16 protein-coding genes and 2 pseudogenes are annotated in these 15,279 nt (G+C 67.9%); 15 read left to right on the top strand and 3 right to left on the bottom strand.

All coding sequences use genetic code 11. The features are described from left to right. The 6 genes and pseudogenes from AMD30_RS25595 to AMD30_RS23365 all read left to right on the top strand — a co-directional run. Nucleotides 1–187, top strand: a pseudogene (locus tag AMD30_RS25595) (HNH endonuclease); the annotation flags it as partial. 360 nt (nucleotides 188–547) lie between these two features. Beyond that, the gene (locus AMD30_RS23385; protein WP_055477278.1) at nucleotides 548–1,783 is read left to right on the top strand and encodes an alkane 1-monooxygenase; all 1,236 of its coding nucleotides are present in this window, start codon (nucleotides 548–550) and stop codon (nucleotides 1,781–1,783) included. After that, nucleotides 1,780–1,929 (top strand): annotated as a pseudogene (locus AMD30_RS23380) (rubredoxin); the annotation flags it as partial. The gene AMD30_RS23385 and the pseudogene AMD30_RS23380, both read left to right, overlap by 4 nt. Before the next feature lie 59 nt (nucleotides 1,930–1,988). Next, a complete protein-coding gene (locus AMD30_RS23375) occupies nucleotides 1,989–2,168 on the top strand; it encodes a rubredoxin (protein WP_055477276.1) in 180 nt (59 codons plus the stop codon). Beyond that, entirely contained in the window at nucleotides 2,165–3,370 is a 1,206-nt protein-coding gene (locus tag AMD30_RS23370; protein ID WP_055477275.1) for an NAD(P)/FAD-dependent oxidoreductase, read from the top strand. The genes AMD30_RS23375 and AMD30_RS23370 overlap by 4 nt, the downstream gene beginning before the upstream one ends. Further along, nucleotides 3,367–3,969: a TetR/AcrR family transcriptional regulator gene (locus tag AMD30_RS23365; RefSeq protein ID WP_010842359.1), complete on the top strand. Its 603-nt coding sequence runs from the start codon at nucleotides 3,367–3,369 to the stop codon at nucleotides 3,967–3,969. Before AMD30_RS23370 ends, AMD30_RS23365 begins: the two co-directional genes overlap by 4 nt. A 3-nt stretch (nucleotides 3,970–3,972) precedes the next feature. On the opposite strand, the gene AMD30_RS23360 is transcribed toward AMD30_RS23365, so the two are convergent. Continuing rightward, nucleotides 3,973–5,457, bottom strand: coding sequence for a phospholipase D-like domain-containing protein (locus AMD30_RS23360; RefSeq protein WP_010842358.1), 1,485 nt, complete (start codon nucleotides 5,455–5,457; stop codon nucleotides 3,973–3,975). A 109-nt stretch (nucleotides 5,458–5,566) separates the two neighbouring features. Between AMD30_RS23360 and AMD30_RS23355 the strand changes: the two genes are divergently transcribed. From AMD30_RS23355 to AMD30_RS23335, 5 genes are all read left to right on the top strand, one after another. Then, nucleotides 5,567–6,226 carry a CHAP domain-containing protein gene (locus tag AMD30_RS23355; RefSeq protein ID WP_442902739.1) on the top strand — a complete coding sequence of 220 codons (660 nt, stop codon included), beginning with the start codon at nucleotides 5,567–5,569 and terminating at the stop codon, nucleotides 6,224–6,226. A gap of 5 nt (nucleotides 6,227–6,231) precedes the next feature. Then, entirely contained in the window at nucleotides 6,232–6,864 is a 633-nt protein-coding gene (locus AMD30_RS23350) for a DUF2461 domain-containing protein (protein WP_014927228.1), read from the top strand. A gap of 266 nt (nucleotides 6,865–7,130) precedes the next feature. Then, complete coding sequence (locus tag AMD30_RS23345; protein WP_055477273.1) at nucleotides 7,131–8,126, top strand: antibiotic biosynthesis monooxygenase; 996 nt, start codon at nucleotides 7,131–7,133, stop codon at nucleotides 8,124–8,126. A gap of 49 nt (nucleotides 8,127–8,175) precedes the next feature. Next, the gene (locus AMD30_RS23340; protein WP_055477272.1) at nucleotides 8,176–9,573 is read left to right on the top strand and encodes an amidohydrolase family protein; all 1,398 of its coding nucleotides are present in this window, start codon (nucleotides 8,176–8,178) and stop codon (nucleotides 9,571–9,573) included. A gap of 57 nt (nucleotides 9,574–9,630) precedes the next feature. Further along, nucleotides 9,631–10,563 (top strand): antibiotic biosynthesis monooxygenase, encoded by a 933-nt coding sequence (locus AMD30_RS23335; RefSeq protein ID WP_010842353.1) that lies wholly within the window; start codon nucleotides 9,631–9,633, stop codon nucleotides 10,561–10,563. A gap of 7 nt (nucleotides 10,564–10,570) precedes the next feature. On the opposite strand, the gene AMD30_RS23330 is transcribed toward AMD30_RS23335, so the two are convergent. Next, nucleotides 10,571–10,978, bottom strand: coding sequence for a YchJ family protein (locus AMD30_RS23330; protein ID WP_014927231.1), 408 nt, complete (start codon nucleotides 10,976–10,978; stop codon nucleotides 10,571–10,573). Nucleotides 10,979–11,073: 95 nt separating this feature from the next. On the opposite strand from AMD30_RS23330, the gene AMD30_RS23325 reads away from it, so the two are divergent. After that, entirely contained in the window at nucleotides 11,074–11,301 is a 228-nt protein-coding gene (locus AMD30_RS23325) for a dodecin (RefSeq protein ID WP_010842351.1), read from the top strand. Between the two features lie 17 nt (nucleotides 11,302–11,318). Here AMD30_RS23325 and AMD30_RS23320 read toward each other — a convergent pair whose 3' ends face one another. Further along, nucleotides 11,319–12,206: an alpha/beta fold hydrolase gene (locus tag AMD30_RS23320; protein ID WP_055477271.1), complete on the bottom strand. Its 888-nt coding sequence runs from the start codon at nucleotides 12,204–12,206 to the stop codon at nucleotides 11,319–11,321. A gap of 78 nt (nucleotides 12,207–12,284) precedes the next feature. Between AMD30_RS23320 and AMD30_RS23315 the strand changes: the two genes are divergently transcribed. The 3 genes from AMD30_RS23315 (at nucleotide 12,285) to eutC (ending at nucleotide 15,228) form a co-directional block, all read left to right on the top strand. Beyond that, nucleotides 12,285–12,887: a TetR/AcrR family transcriptional regulator gene (locus AMD30_RS23315; protein WP_055477270.1), complete on the top strand. Its 603-nt coding sequence runs from the start codon at nucleotides 12,285–12,287 to the stop codon at nucleotides 12,885–12,887. Between the two features lie 128 nt (nucleotides 12,888–13,015). Continuing rightward, complete coding sequence (locus AMD30_RS23310) at nucleotides 13,016–14,425, top strand: ethanolamine ammonia-lyase subunit EutB (protein ID WP_055477269.1); 1,410 nt, start codon at nucleotides 13,016–13,018, stop codon at nucleotides 14,423–14,425. After that, nucleotides 14,422–15,228: an ethanolamine ammonia-lyase subunit EutC gene (gene eutC / locus AMD30_RS23305; RefSeq protein ID WP_055477268.1), complete on the top strand. Its 807-nt coding sequence runs from the start codon at nucleotides 14,422–14,424 to the stop codon at nucleotides 15,226–15,228. Before AMD30_RS23310 ends, eutC begins: the two co-directional genes overlap by 4 nt. The last annotated feature ends 51 nt before the right edge of the window (nucleotides 15,229–15,279 follow it).

The following is a 15,279-nucleotide window of genomic DNA, read 5'->3' as shown; positions in this document are numbered from 1 at the left end:
CACCGACCTCGACAACGGGTGTCTACTCTGCCAACGCTGCCACACACAAGTCCACCACCACGGCTGGGACATCGTCCTCGGCTACGACCGACACCCCTGGCTCATCCCGCCCGCCGACATTGACCCACAACGACGTCCGCTACCCGCCTACAACCGGCGCACCATGCGACTCGACAACGCCGCCTGACCACACCCAACCAGCAGACAATTTCGCGTAGCACCTTCCGCACCCGGCTGACGTCCGGGACCGCGACCGTCCTTTGACAACTCCATAGTGAGAGGCGCTCGGGCCTCATTCCCGCTCGGCACCGCTGAGCGGGAACGAGGGTCCCGGGGATCTGAGTACACACCGAACGAGCGCGAACACCCACAATCGCGAGCGAGGTCGACCCCCTGTACAACGACCGGCCGTGGATGAGCGAGGCCCTCGGCGGACTCCGCCTTCGCAATCACGCTTTACAAATCACCAACTATGTCTAGACAACGGACATTGTCTTGGTTAATGTCCAGTGCTGTACGTCACAGCCCCGTCCCTACAGGAGCGCCCATGAGTACCGCATCGACCCCATCCACCGCGGACGACTCCCACCTCGAGTGGAAGGACCGCAAGCGCCATCTGTGGCTGCTCGGCCTGATACCACCGACGTCGATCTTCCTGGCGATGGTGCTCGTCGCCGGCTTCAATGCCGTCGGCCACGGCTTCGAGGTCCTCTCGCCCGTCTGGTGGTGGATCGGGCCGATGCTGGTCTATGTCCTGCTGCCCATCCTCGATGTCTTCTTCGGGCCCGACGGATCGAATCCGCCCGACGAGCTGATGGAGCAGCTGGAGAACGACAAGTACTACCGCTACTGCACCTACGTCTACATCCCGTTCCAGATCGCGAGCCTCGTGATGGCCTGCTATCTGTGGACGGCCGACGACCTCAGCTGGCTCGGTATCGACGGCGGGCTCGGTCTCGCCTCGAAGATCGGGCTGGCCCTGTCGGTCGGCGCGATGGGCGGGATCGGGATCAACACCGCTCACGAACTGGGCCACAAGAAGGACGACCTCGAACGCTGGCTGTCGAAGATCACTCTCGCCCAGACCTTTTACGGGCACTTCTTCATCGAACACAACCGCGGGCACCACGTACGGGTCGCAACGCCCGAGGACCCGGCCAGCTCACGTTTCGGAGAATCGTTCTGGCGCTTCCTTCCCCGCAGCGTCTGGGGAAGCCTGAAGTCCTCCGTCGGACTCGAGCGCAAGCGGCTCGAGCGAGCGGGCAAGCCCTTCTGGCACCCGAGCAACGACGTCCTCAACGCGTGGGCGATGTCGATAGTGCTCTGGGGTGCGCTCATGGCGACTTTCGGCTGGCAGATCCTGCCGTTCCTCGTGATCCAGGCCGTCTACGGGTTCTCGCTGCTGGAGACCGTCAACTATCTCGAGCACTACGGTCTGCTCCGCCAGAAGACGACGACCGGACGCTACGAACGATGCACACCCGAGCACAGCTGGAACTCCGACCACATCTGCACGAACATCTTCCTGTACCACCTCCAGCGGCACAGCGATCACCACGCGAATCCCACCCGGCGGTACCAGACCCTCCGCAGCTTCGATGACTCCCCGAATCTGCCGAGCGGATACGCGAGCATGATCACGCTCGCCTACTTCCCGCCGATCTGGCGGCGGGTGATGGACAAGCGGGTGCTCGACCATTACGACGGAGACGTCGAACGCATCAACATCGCACCGCATCGCCGGGAGCGCGTCCTCGCCGAGCACGGGGTGTCGCCGCGATGAGCACATTCCGCTGCCCGGTGTGCGATTACGTCTACGACGAGACCGCAGGCGCACCCCGTGAGGGGTTCCCGTCCGGCACCGCATGGTCCGACGTCCCGGACGACTGGGCGTGTCCTGACTGCGGTGTGCGAGAGAAGGTCGACTTTCTCGGCGCCGAGGACGAAGCGAGTGGGCCGAGCGGTTCCGGCGAAGGAGTGTCAGTCCGATGAACTTCAAGCTCTTCCGTTGTGAGGTCTGCGGTTTCGAATACGACGAGGAGCTCGGCTGGCCGGAGGACGGCATCGAGCCGGGCACACGCTGGGTCGACATCCCCGACGACTGGAGCTGCCCGGACTGCGGTGCGGCAAAGGCCGATTTCGAGATGATCGAGGTGGCCCGCCCGTGAGCGTCGCCCGTGCCGGCGGCCCCGGGAGCGAATCGGTGGTGATCGTCGGTACCGGCGTCGCCGGCATCACCGCCGCGGAGACACTGCGTAGCAACGGTTTCGACGGGACGATCACCGTGTTCGGAGAGGAGCCACACCTCCCCTACCGTCGGACTGCCCTGAGCAAGAACCTCGTCGCCGGCGACCTGTCGGACACCAAGATCACGCTCCGTCCACCCGGGTACTGGTCGGAGCGGGGCATCGACATCGTGACCTCGACCCGAGTCGTCGACGTCGACCCCTCGTCGCGACGGGTCCGCCTCGCCGACGTCACCGAGGTCGCCTACGACGCGCTGGTCCTGGCCACCGGCGGACGGGCCCGGCGGTTGCCCGGCCAGTCGTCGCCTTCCTCCTCGTTACGCACCCGGCGCGATGCGGAGGGACTTCGGGAGGCGATCGCGGACGGACCAGTGATCATCATCGGCGGCGGACTGATCGGTCTGGAGATCGCCGCGGCGGTCGCGACACCCGGTGAGGGATCGCGCGTCACCGTGGTCGAGCGCGGTTCATCGCTCCTGTCCCGTGTCGTCCCGCCGACGGTGGCCGAGGCGGTGGCAACGCTGCATCGCGAACGTGGTGTGCGGATTCTCACCGGCGCGGTGCCCGTCGCCACCGGCCCACACTCGGTGACGCTGTCTGACGGGCGCACGTTGACGGGGACGGTGATCAGTGCGATCGGGATGGAACCCGAGCTCGGTTTGGCCCGCAGCGCTGGACTTCCCGTCGATCCGGCCGGCATCGTCGTCGACGATTCGCTGCGAACGGGTGTGCCCGGCGTCTATGCCGCGGGTGACGTCGCCGCGCGTCCGCATCCTTTGACCGGGGCGCCGATGCGTGCGGAGCAGTGGCTCACCGCGACCGAGCACGGCAGACTGGTCGCCATGACGATCGCCGCCGACCTCGGGCTGAACGCCGACACCGCCGCACCCGTGCCGCGTGTGCCACTGGCCTGGACGATGCAGTATTCCACCAACATCCAGCTCGTCGGGTGGCCGAACGCGGGAGATCGTGTCGACGTCGAGCTCGACGATTCGAGTTCGATCGTCCGCTCGTTCTCCGCCGGTCGACTCGTCGGCGCGGTCTGCATCGGAAGGGGGGGTTCCGGGCGGTCCCTGCGCGCCGAGATCGAGTCCTCCCTCCAGCCGGCCGGCGTCGGCGGATGACCACCCGCAACTACGCACAGGACAGCAAGGCCCTGCTGCGCAACTCGCTGCTCGATGGACTGCACGACCTGCTGCTGGAACGGGACTGGGCGGAGGTGCGCATGTCCGATGTCGCGGCCACCACCGGGGTCAGCCGCCAGACCGTCTACAACGAGTTCGGGTCCCGCTACGGACTCGCGCAGGGTTACGCGGTCCGGTTGGCAGGCCGATTCGCGGGCCATGTGGCGGATTCGCTTGCCGGTTCCGTCGGCGACGTCACCGAAGCCCTGCACAAGGGTTTCGGTGAGTTCTTCGCCGGGGTCGCCACCGATCCGCTGATCGCCTCGCTGCTGTCCGGCGAGGCCAAACCCGACCTCATGAAGCTGATCACCACCGACGCCGCGCCGATCATCACCACGGCGGCCGACCGGTTGGCCGACGCCTTCCGCGAGTCCACCTGGCTGTCGATGCACGACTCCGACGTGGTGCGGATCTCGCGTGCGATCACCCGGATGGCGCTCAGCTACATCGCGATGCCTCCCGAAGGCGATCGGGATGTGGCGTCCGACCTCGCCGCGATCATCGCCCCGGCCGTCGAAGTCGCCCGCGCACGCGTGTGACGATCAGCGGCGCAACAGGTTCCGAGTGCCGCGCCGGATGACCGCGCGATAGAGCCGGTCGATCGTGCCGACTCTCGCGTCCTCGGGGTCGACGAGTTCGTTCTCCGCGATGAGGGACTGCTCGCCGTCGATCGTCTCGCGATCGAACGCCTCGAGTGTCCGCCCCGGCCCGGTCAGGCGATCGACTGCGCGCACGAGTGAATCTTCCTGTGCCACAGCATCGTCGAACACCTGGCCGTCGACGCCCAGATGTTCGGACAACAAGCGCGTACGCATGGACAGAATGGTCTCCCGCAGGTTCCCGTCCGCCGGATCGTGCGGATCGGCCTCGATGGCGACGTCGCACTCACTGTCGAATCCCAGCGACCGGTTGTTGAGGTTCGACGATCCGATGCGCAGGAGGACGTCGTCGACGATCAGCACCTTGGCGTGCACGTAGATCGGGTCACCGTCGGCGGTCACCGGGTAGTACGCGCGGAACCGGTCGTATTTGTCGGCGCGCCACAGGAGTTGCAGGAGCTTGTGCCGCGCGCCGTCCATGGCGAGTCGTTCCACCGGGCTGTCCGCGTTCCGGGGCAGCACCAGGACGATCTCGGGCCCCTCGGGCTCGGCCAGACGTTCCGCCAGCGCATCCGCGACCTCCCGGGCCGCCAGGTACTGGCTCTCGATGTAGATGGTGCGGCGTGCCGCGGCGAAAGCAGCGCGGTACAAGAGCCGGATCTCCTCGACCTGGGGCCGGTTGTCGTACTGCGGGATCGTCCGCGCCACCGCGACGTCGCAGTCGGTGAACGTGACGTCGAGATCCGTCGGCCAGATGTCGGGGCCGTCGGTGTCGACGAGGGGCTTGAGGCATTCGCCCGTGGCGGCTTCCCAGCGGTCGAGCGCGACGGAGGCGACCACTCGTGCGGCGTCACCGTCGAGGGCGACGGTGACATCGTGCCACGGACCGTGCGGTCGGCCGTCGGGGTCTCGACGGAACTCGTTGTGTGACAGGTGTTCCGACGTGTCCCAGCGGTTGACGGTCATGTCGATGCCGCCGCAGAAGGCGAACTGGTCGTCGATCACCGCGATCTTCTGGTGATGGGCGGCGGAGACGGGGTGCGCGGCGTCGATCCGGTAGTGCAGCCGGCGACCGGTGAGCAGGTCCTGGACGAAGGGCGGCGCGACTCCGCGCAGGATTCCGGTGAACGCGCCGGTACTCCAGCGCAGGACGTGGATCTCCAGTTCCGGGCGGTTGTCGATGAGCCACCGCAGGAAGTCACCGAGCACGTCCGGGACCTCGTCGTCGGCGGTACGGGGGTCGAGCCTGATGCGTGTGTCCACGTCCCAGCCGATGAGGACGATGCGCCGCCGCGCCTGCATGAGAGCCGACTTCGCATGCAGGAAATAGTCCGCGGCGTCGACGATGCACGCGACGCGATCCGCGGTCGCGATCTCCCGGCACGTGTCCCCCGCACGCAGGATCGGCTCGTGAGCTGACTCGTCCACCGCGTTCTCTCCTTGGATCGCCTTGCGCCCCCCGACCGGCGTCCCATTGTGCCAAGACCGCGTGCGGCCCCTGCGGGCGAGGCCGGGTCGGGTCCGGTCGGCGCGAACGATGCCTACACTCGTCGAGGTGAGCGCCGACCCGACTGCCGACCGACCCGCGGGTGCCGCTGCGCGCACACGCCCGGTACGTCGGCGGGGTCGGCGGACCGCGATCGCCGCGGCGCTGGTCGCAGTCGTCGTCGCCGGCGTCGGCCTGGTCGCGTGGCAGGCCGTGCCCGAACGCTGGTTGCCGTGGGACACCGCCGAATTTCCGCAGGTCGACGCGTCGGAACTCACGCCGGGTCAGCTGCGGATCGTCGAAGCGGTGCGGCGCGAACACGCCGCCCAGCGACCGGGAACGTTCTTCTCCGAGGGCGCCGACGAGCCGTGGTGTGCGAACTTCGTGAGCTGGATCATGCGGGCGGCGGGCAGTCCGCTGGTCAATCCCCACTCGGGTCACTGGCGCATCCCCGGCGTGTACACGCTGCAGGAGTACTACGAGGCCGCCGGCCGCTTCGAAGCCGTCGGCGACCGCGCCCCCCGGGTGGGTGATGTCGTGCTCTACGACCGGTCGTCGGGCTTCGGACAGCACACCAACATCGTCGTGGCAGTCGACGGTGAGACCGCCGTCACCGTGGGCGGCAACGAGATGGGCCGCATCCGGATCCACTCGCTGGACTGGCGATCCGACGGCGGTGTCGTCGGATTCGGTCGCGGTGTTCCCGGGTGACGGCGATGGACTTCACCGGGTTCCCGGAAGCCGCACTCGACTTCTACGACGATCTGGAGATCGACAACTCCAAGGTGTTCTGGGAAGACCACAAGGACGTCTACCGTTCCGCGGTCGCCGAGCCCATGAGGGCACTGACCGACGCGCTGGCCGACGAGTTCGGCCCGGCCAAGATCTTCCGGCCACATCGCGATGTCCGATTCTCGAAGGACAAAGCGCCGTACAAGACCCATCAGGGCGCGTTCGTCGCGGTGGCTCCGGCCACCGGTTACTACGTCCAGATCGGGGCGCCGGGTGTCCGCGTGGGCGCCGGCTTCTACGAGGCCACTCCGGCCCGGCTCGCCGAGTTGCGCAAGTCCATCGACCACGACCGGAGCGGGCCCGAGCTCGAACGCCTCCTGCGGCGGCTCACCACCGACGGCTGGGAGATCGCCGGGGACCGGCTCAAGACCGCGCCCCGCGGATACGACGTCGACCACCCGCGCATCGAACTGCTCCGCCACCGATCGCTGTCGGTGGGCCGGGACTACGGATTCGACGAGATCATCCATTCGGCGGCACTCGTCGATCGCATACGCCGGGACTGGCGCGCGACGGTGCCCCTGGTCGAATGGATCGCGGTGCGGACCGGCAGCTGACCCCCGAGATCGCACCGGTCCGCCCGGACCAATTCACGACGAGTTCTCCGATTCGGCGCGCGCTCAGGGACGGCGCGGGGTGATACTGGCGCCGACCGCGTCCGAGATCACACCCGAGCATCCCGACGACGCGTCGGCGGGAAACGCGGACCCACCCGGATCGCGTGGTCGTCGAGAGTTCCTGTCCCGCATCTTCTTTCCCGATGCCTGCCGGCGCAACCCCCCACGTGTGGTGCAGATCCGGGACACTTCGCACCGGAGGACCCATGACCAACGAGATCTCCCGTCCCGAGACGGGGCGGAAGTCCGGAGCTGCCGAAGGTGCCGCAACCCTCGTCATCGGGCAACGCGTCCACGCTGGTATGGAAAGCCGCTACCGCGAGTGGTACGGGAAGATCGAGACCGCGGCCACCCGCTTCCCCGGATACGTCGGGTCGAAGCTTCGGGCCCCCGATCCCAGCCACCCGGACTGGACGGCCATCTACGGGTTCGACTCGGTCAGTCACCTGCAGGACTGGCTCAACAGCGCCGTCCGGCTCGACCTCGTCGACGAGGGCAAACCCCTCTTCGACGGTCCGGCCACCGCCCGCGTGCTGGCGCCGGGTACCGCAGAGCCGGAGACCCTGGTCACCGTCGTGGTCTCGCACCGGGTCGCCGACGCCAAGGTCGACGACTTCCTGGCATGGCAACGGCAGGTCGACGCCGCCGAGAACCGCTTTCCGGGGTTCCGCGGTACCGAGCTGTTCCGGCCGATCGCCGGCGTCCAAGAGGAGTGGACGATCTCCTACCGCTTCGACACCGCCGAGCACCTCGACGCCTGGCTGACGTCCGGCGAGCGAGCCCGACTCCTGGCCGAGGCCGACGACTTCGGTGAGTTCACGCTGCGCCGGATCGACCACTCCTTCGGCAACTGGTTCTCCCACGGCGACGACGACGCGCCACCGCCGTCGAATGTCAAGACCTCCGTGGCGGTCTGGGTCGGCCTCTACCCCACGGTGGTGTTCCTCACCCTGATGACCGCACCGCTGGGGATGCCGCTCTGGCTGGGCATGCTGGTCGGAAACCTGTTGTCCAGCTTCGCGATGAGTTATCTCACGATGCCCTTCTACGTGAATCGGGTGCTGGGGTGGTGGCTGCATCCACGACCGGGAGCGCCCCAACCTCGGACGAACATCCGGGGCGCGTTGTTCATCCTCGCGCTGAACGCGGCCTGGGTCGCGATCTTCTACCTGATCACGGTCCAGGTCTGGACACTGCCGTGAGTCTCGCCGAGACAGCACCGACCGCACGCACACCAACCGAGGAGCACCGATGACCGAGACCGTCCACTACGGACACATCTTCCATCTGGCCGGCAGTCCCGCCATCACCGAGGCGGTCGACGCGTTGGTGTCGATACCCGACGGAGCACTGGTCGTCGGCGACGACGGCACGATCAAGTTCGCCGGTGAGAAGGCCGACCTCCCGGACGAATTCGCGTCGGCCGAGTCGCACGACCATCCGAGCGGATACCTCATACCGGGTTTCGTCGACACCCACATCCACTTCCCGCAGACCTACGCCGGCGACTCCTATGGCGGCGGACAGCTACTCGAGTGGCTCAACCTCTGCATCTTCCCGTCCGAGTCGAAATTCGCCGACCCCGAGTTCGCCCAGGCCGCGGCGGTCGAGTTCACCAGACGACGGGTCGCCGCGGGTACGACGGCGATGATGGTGTTCGGTTCCGCCTTCCCCCACGCCCAGGATTCCCTGTTCTCCGAGACCCGCAAGGCAGGCCTGCGGATCGTCGCCGGGCGCGGTATCCAAACCGTCGGTGGTGACACCGCCAAGCCGCTGTTGACCTCGGAGGAAGAGGCCATCCGCCTCACCCGGGCCGAGATCGACAAGTGGCACGCGGCCGACACCGGCGACTACCGGACCGCGCTGCTCCACGTCGCGATCGTGCCGCGGTTCTCGCTGTCGGTGACCACCGAGACGCTGAAGAATCTCGGCGATCTGTACGACGAGTACCGCGACCGGGGCGTCTACGTCCACAGCCACCTCAACGAGAACAACCGCCCCGGCACCGGCGAGGTCGACACCACCAAGGAGGTCTACCAGGTCGACTCCTACCTCGACACCTACGACGGCAAGTTCCTGCCCGGATCCGAGGTCGGCGGCAAGAGCCTGCTCGGTCCGCGCACCATCCTCGCGCACTGCGTCCACTGCCAGGATGCGGAACTGGCGCGGATGGCCGAGACCGGCACCTCGATCTCGCACTGTCCGGTGTCCCAGTTGTTCCTCGGGTCGGGCACGATGCCGTGGAAGCGCACCGTGGCGGCGGGCGTGAACATCTCCGCCGGAACCGATTTCGGCGGCGGCGATGAATGGCTGATCCCGCGCGTCCTCGGTGACGCCTTCAAACAGCACATCACCGAACCCGGAGATGCGGGGGTCTCGATGCACCCGGCCGAGATGCTGTTCATCGGGACCGTCGGCGGGGCCCGCGCCCTCGACATGGAGAACCGCTTCGGAAACTTCGATCAGGGGAAGGAAGCCGACTTCCTCGTCATCGAACCCGTTGAGGCCCTGAAGTCCACACTGGACAACGCCGTCCGCTCCGACGATCCCGATCTCGCCCGCGACCAGACCCTGTTCGGCCTGCTGATGGGCCTTCGCGAGTCGTCCATCGCCGAGGTCTGGGTCCAGGGGCGTCGGGTCACCGTCTGACCGGCGGACACGACGATCGTCACCAACCACGACGCCGCCGGCACCGCGATCATCGCGGTGTCGGTGTTCCACGCCGGCCCAGCCGATGACTTCGCACAGTGGGCCGCGACGCTGGCCGCCTCGGCCACCGACTCCGGAGGCTGCCTGGGAACCGCGATCTCGGCGGTGACCGACGGGCACTTCGATCCGGCGGTCGCGACCACGTTCGTCGACGAGGACGCCCTGGACCGGTGGCTCGACGGTCCGCACCACCGCGCGGCGCTGGACGCCGGACGCGCGCACGGCTGGTTACCGGCGACGCCCGTACTCGAGCTCGTCGACGGCCGGTCGCCGCCGCCGGGTGTCGGCGCCTTCCGGCATGACATCGTCGCGGGCGCGGTCGGCGACTTCGTCGCGGCGCAACACGTGTTGACCGACGCGGCAAGCGGCTTCGGCGGCTACGAGGGCACGGCGCTGTTCATCGACGAACAGCGAGAGACGTCGCTGTCGGTGTTGCGGTTCCGCACGGACCGTCAGCTGGCGGCCTGGGTGTCGTCGAGCCGACGCGGCGAAGCGCTCGCCGGGCTGCGTTCGAGTCTGACCCACGACTTCGAGACGATGGCGAGCACGACGGCATTCGGCACCACCGTGCGCACCGACCGCGGCCGAATCCTGCAGACGCCGAACTGGAAGTCGGCGATGATGGTGCTGCTGGTGCTTTACCCCACGGTGATGACACTCTCGAGATTTCTCGGCCCCACCCTGGACCGCTTCGGCGCCCAGCCGTGGCTGGCGTTGTGGCTGAGTCAGGTCGTCAGCGTCTCTCTCATGCAATGGTGGCTGATGCCGTGGGCGTCACGCCCGTTCCGGCGATGGCTCGATCCGGTCGACGGGAACAACCGGCGGAGCAACATCGCGGGGGCGGGAGCGGTCCTGCTCATCTATCTGCTGTGTCTGACGGTGTTCGCCAACGTGACGTGGCTGCAGTTCTGGGACTACGCCGACTCCTGAGTCGTACTCACCCGACGACCCCGTCCACGTAGACCCAGCGGCCCTCCGATCGCGTGAAACGACTGCGCTCGTGCAGGGATCCCCGTTCCGCGCCGCGTCGGTGATACGCGGTGAACGTGACCTCACCCTCGGTGTCGAACGGTGATCCACCGACGCTCGACTCGATGTCGAGGCGGTACCAGCGCATCGACTCGTCCAGCTCGAGCGCGGCGGGACGGGTGTCGGGGTGCCAGCTGGCGAGTAGGTGATTCCGATCTCCGAGCGCGAAAGCGGTGAAACGCGAGCGCATCAACGCCTCGGCTGTCGGTGCGGCACGCTCACCGGCGAGAACGGGTCCGCAGCAGTCGTCGAGCACGAGACCGGACAGACACGGGCACCTCGCGGGGACGTCTCGGTTTGCCGGTTTGCTGGTCACCTCTCGATCTTAGGGGTAGACAGGAGGAGCGGTCGTCCGCGCCGCGGACCCACCGCGCCCCCTGCCCGTAGGTTCTCATGATTGGAGCGACTCCCTTGTCGGACAACGTGTATCGAGTCATCGAAGTGGTCGGGTCCTCGGCCTCTGGCACCGACGACGCCATCCGTAACGCGATCGCCCGTGCCTCTGCGACGGTCAGTCACCTCGACTGGTTCGAGGTGACCGAGACCCGCGGCCACATCGAAGACGGTCAGATCGCACACTTCCAGGTCACGCTGAAGGTCGGTTTCAAGATCGAGGGCTCCGGCGACGCGACACCGTGATCGTCACGGCGCGTTCCTCACGACGCGGGTCTCGCGTCGGTGAGGAACGCGCCGATCCCGGCGGCGACGGTCTGCGGGTCGTCGAGCATGGGCAGGACCGCCGCGCCCGGCATCGGCACGTAACGCCCGCGCGGTAGGAGTTCGGCGAGCCGCGGCCCGTGGGCGGGTGGCATCACGCGGTTGTCGGGCGACCACAGCACGAGAGCTTCGCCCTCGAAGCCGGACAGCGCCTCGGTGCGGCGGATGAGTTCGGCGGCATCGAAATCGGTGGTCGCATACTTCGTGACATCCCGGCGTATCCGGGGATCGGTGAGCACCGGATCCGTCCAGCGCCGCATCTGGGCCGGGTCGACCGGGCCGTTCACCATCCAGCCCCAGAGCATGGGCAGCCGCCGCAACCATCCGATGCGCAACTGGCGTGCGGCAAGGGTGATCCCGCCGGGCAGGCGCACCGCGAGCGTCGCCATCTTCCCCGGCAGACCCGGTGGGAAGTTGTCGAACGCCTCGCACGGGAGAACGATCATCCGCCCGATCCGCCGGTCGAGGCCGAGTGCGGTCAGGAATAGTGCGCCACCCCAGTCCGAATGCACGAGAGTCACCTCGTCGAGGTCGAGCGCGTCGAGTACATCGGCGACGAGCCGAACCATGCCGTCCAGCGTCAGGTCGGCATCGGCGGCGAGGGGAATCCGATGCGACCCCAGCGGCAGGACCGGCCGGATGTACCGAAACCCGCTGGGCAACAACGGGACCACCGCATCCCACACTTCGTGGTCCATCAACAGGCCGTGGAGCAACACGACCGGCGCGCCGACGCCGTCGTCCGCGTACTCGATGACTCCGGCCGGCGTGTCGACCCGCCGCATCGTCGTCGACCGATCCACTCTCGCCTGGTCGTGGTGTTCCATGTCGATCTCCTTGGATCGGATACCCGAGCACGTGGTCTGGAGCTTCTAGAACGATCACTCTAGAACAGATGCTCTAGAATGGCCAGGGTGAAGACGGACGAACGCATCGTGGTCGCGATGACCGAGCTACTCCGCAGGCAGGGTTATGCCGCGACCGGGATCAAACAGGTCGTCGACGCGGCCGGCGCCCCGATCGGGTCCATCTATCACCACTTCAGCGGCGGCAAGCGGGACGTCGCGGCCGCCGCGCTGCGTCAGTCCGGCGCAGCGTACGGCGAGCTAGTCGGGATGCTGCTCGCCCCGTATGACGACATCGCCGACGGCATCGAGGCGGCCTTCGTCGCCGCAGCCGACACCATCGCCGAGAGCGGATGGCTCAACATGTGTCCCGTCGCGACCGTCGCCGGTGAAGTCGCCGACACGGAGCCGGCGCTCCGGGCGGTGGCCGCAGAGGTGATGGACGCCTGGGTGGACCAGGGCACCGCGCTGTACCGAACACACGGGTTGCCCGAGCCGGAGGCGCGAACGCTGATCCTCGCCGTCATCGCCTCCCTCGAGGGCGCTTTCATCCTCGCTCGGACGCAGCGGTCGACGGCTCCGATCCTCGCTGCCGGACACGCGATGGGCGGCTACGCGCGAGCGCTGACGGCCGACCCGGAGAACAGCGGAGCTCCCGCCTGACCCGCCGCGTCATCCGGCCCGTGCGACGCCCGGGACGGTCCCGCATTCGGCATGCGGCTTCGCGGAACCGAACCTAGACTTCGGGGGACCATGACGCGCGACCACTCCCCTTCCGCCCGGGGCATCCGATGAGATACACCCAGACGATCGCCGGCACGACCCATGAGTTCGACGGCCTCGTCGAGCTCATGGCCAAGGCGACCCCACGCCGGTCCGGCGATGAGCTCGCCGGTTGCGCTGCGGACTCCGATGCCGAACGGGCAGCTGCCGCATGGCAACTCGCCGACGTTCCGCTCAGCAGATTTCTCGACGAGGCGCTGGTGCCCTACGAATCCGACGAGGTGACCCGGCTCATCGTCGACACCCACGACCGGACCGCGTTCGCCGAGATCGCCCATCTGACCGTCGGCGGTTTCCGGGACTGGCTGCTGGAGATCACGACCCGGTCCGACGCCGGTGAACGTCTCGCCCGCGTCGGCCCCGGCCTCACGCCGGAGATGGTGGCGGCCGCGTCGAAGATCATGCGGAACCAGGACCTGATCCTGGTCGCCGCGGCGGCGAGGGTCACCTCGGCGTTTCGCACCACCATCGGCCTGCCCGGCCGGATCGCGACGCGGCTGCAGCCCAACCACCCCACCGACGACCCGCGGGGCATCGCCGCGGCCACCCTCGACGGCCTGCTCATGGGGTGTGGCGACGCGGTCATCGGGATCAACCCGGCGTCGGACTCACCGCGCGCGACGGCCGAACTCCTGCACATGCTCGACGACATCCGGCAGCGCTTCGAGATCCCGATGCAGTCCTGCGTTCTGTCCCATGTCACGACCACCGTCGACCTCATCGAACAGGGGGTGCCCGTCGACCTCGTGTTCCAGTCGATCGCGGGCACCGAAGGTGCCAACAAGGGGTTCGGCGTGACGCTGGACATCCTGCGCGACGCCGACGAGGCGGGACGGTCACTGCGCCGCGGGACCGTCGGCAACAACGTGATGTATCTGGAAACCGGTCAGGGATCGGCACTCTCGGCCGGCGCACACCTCGGGACCGGCGGCAAACCGGTCGACCAGCAGACCCTGGAGACCCGCGCCTACGCGGTGGCACGAGTGCTGAACCCGTTGCTGATCAACACCGTCGTCGGATTCATCGGTCCCGAGTACCTCTACGACGGCAAGCAGATCATCCGCGCCGGCCTCGAAGATCACTTCTGCGGCAAGCTACTCGGGCTGCCGATGGGTGTCGACGTCTGCTACACCAATCACGCCGAGGCCGACCAGGACGACATGGACACCCTGCTCACGCTGCTCGGCGTCGCCGGTGCCGCATTCGTCATCGCCGTTCCCGGAGCAGACGACGTCATGCTCGGCTATCAGAGTCTGTCGTTCCACGACGCGCTCTACGTCCGTGCCGCACTCGGATTGCGGCCGGCCCCCGAGTTCGAGTCCTGGCTCGCGCGACTCGGCATGACCGACGGCGCCGGACGCATCCTGCCGGTGGATCCGGCCGAGTCTCCCCTCCTGCCGCTGACGGCCGGACGATGACGCCGGCCCGGCCCGCACCCGCGGACGATCAGGCTCCGCAACCCGACCCCTGGACCGAACTTCGCCGGAGCACGCAGGCGCGGATCGGCCTCGGACGCGCCGGCAATTCGCTCCCGTCGCGGCGTGTCCTCGAATTCCAGGCCGCTCATGCCGCCGCCCGCGACGCGGTTCACGAGCCGCTCGACGTCGAGGGGTTCACGCGCTCGATCGGCGAACTCGACCTCGATCCCCCGGTCACGGTCACCAGCCGCGCGGCGACACGCAGCGAATACCTCCGCCGACCCGACCTGGGTCGGCTGCCCGAGGATCTGTCGCAGGTCCCACGGGTCGACGCCGAGATCGGCATCGTGCTGGCCGATGGACTGTCACCCCGGGCGCTCGCCGATCACGGCCACGGTCTCCTCGCGGCCCTCCTCCGCCGGCTCGACGGCCGGTACTCCATCGCCCCGCCGGTCATCGCGACCGAGGCTCGCGTCGCACTCGGCGACCACATCGGCGAGGCCCTCGGCGTCACCACCCTCATCGTGATCATCGGTGAGCGACCCGGACTCTCGGTCGCCGACAGCCTGGGGATCTACCTCACGCACCTGCCCCGACCGGGACGCGCCGACTCCGATCGGAACTGCATCTCCAACATCCACCCGCCCGACGGACTGCACTACGACGCCGCCGCGGCCACGACCGCCGCGCTCATCGACGGCGCCCGACGACTCGGACGGTCCGGCGTCGCTCTGAAGGACATGTCGCACAACGGAACACCCGACGCCATCGACGACGCAGAAGTGCTCCCGCACGAGTCGTGAGAGTGGCTGCGGTACCAGCTGCTCCCTGATGTGCGAGCGAAGCGAGCCACC

Source organism: Gordonia sp. HS-NH1, from assembly GCF_001418765.1.
Taxonomy (GTDB): domain Bacteria; phylum Actinomycetota; class Actinomycetes; order Mycobacteriales; family Mycobacteriaceae; genus Gordonia.
The sequence above is the reverse complement of the archived record's forward strand: the minus strand, read 5'-3'. Positions and strand labels throughout refer to the sequence as shown.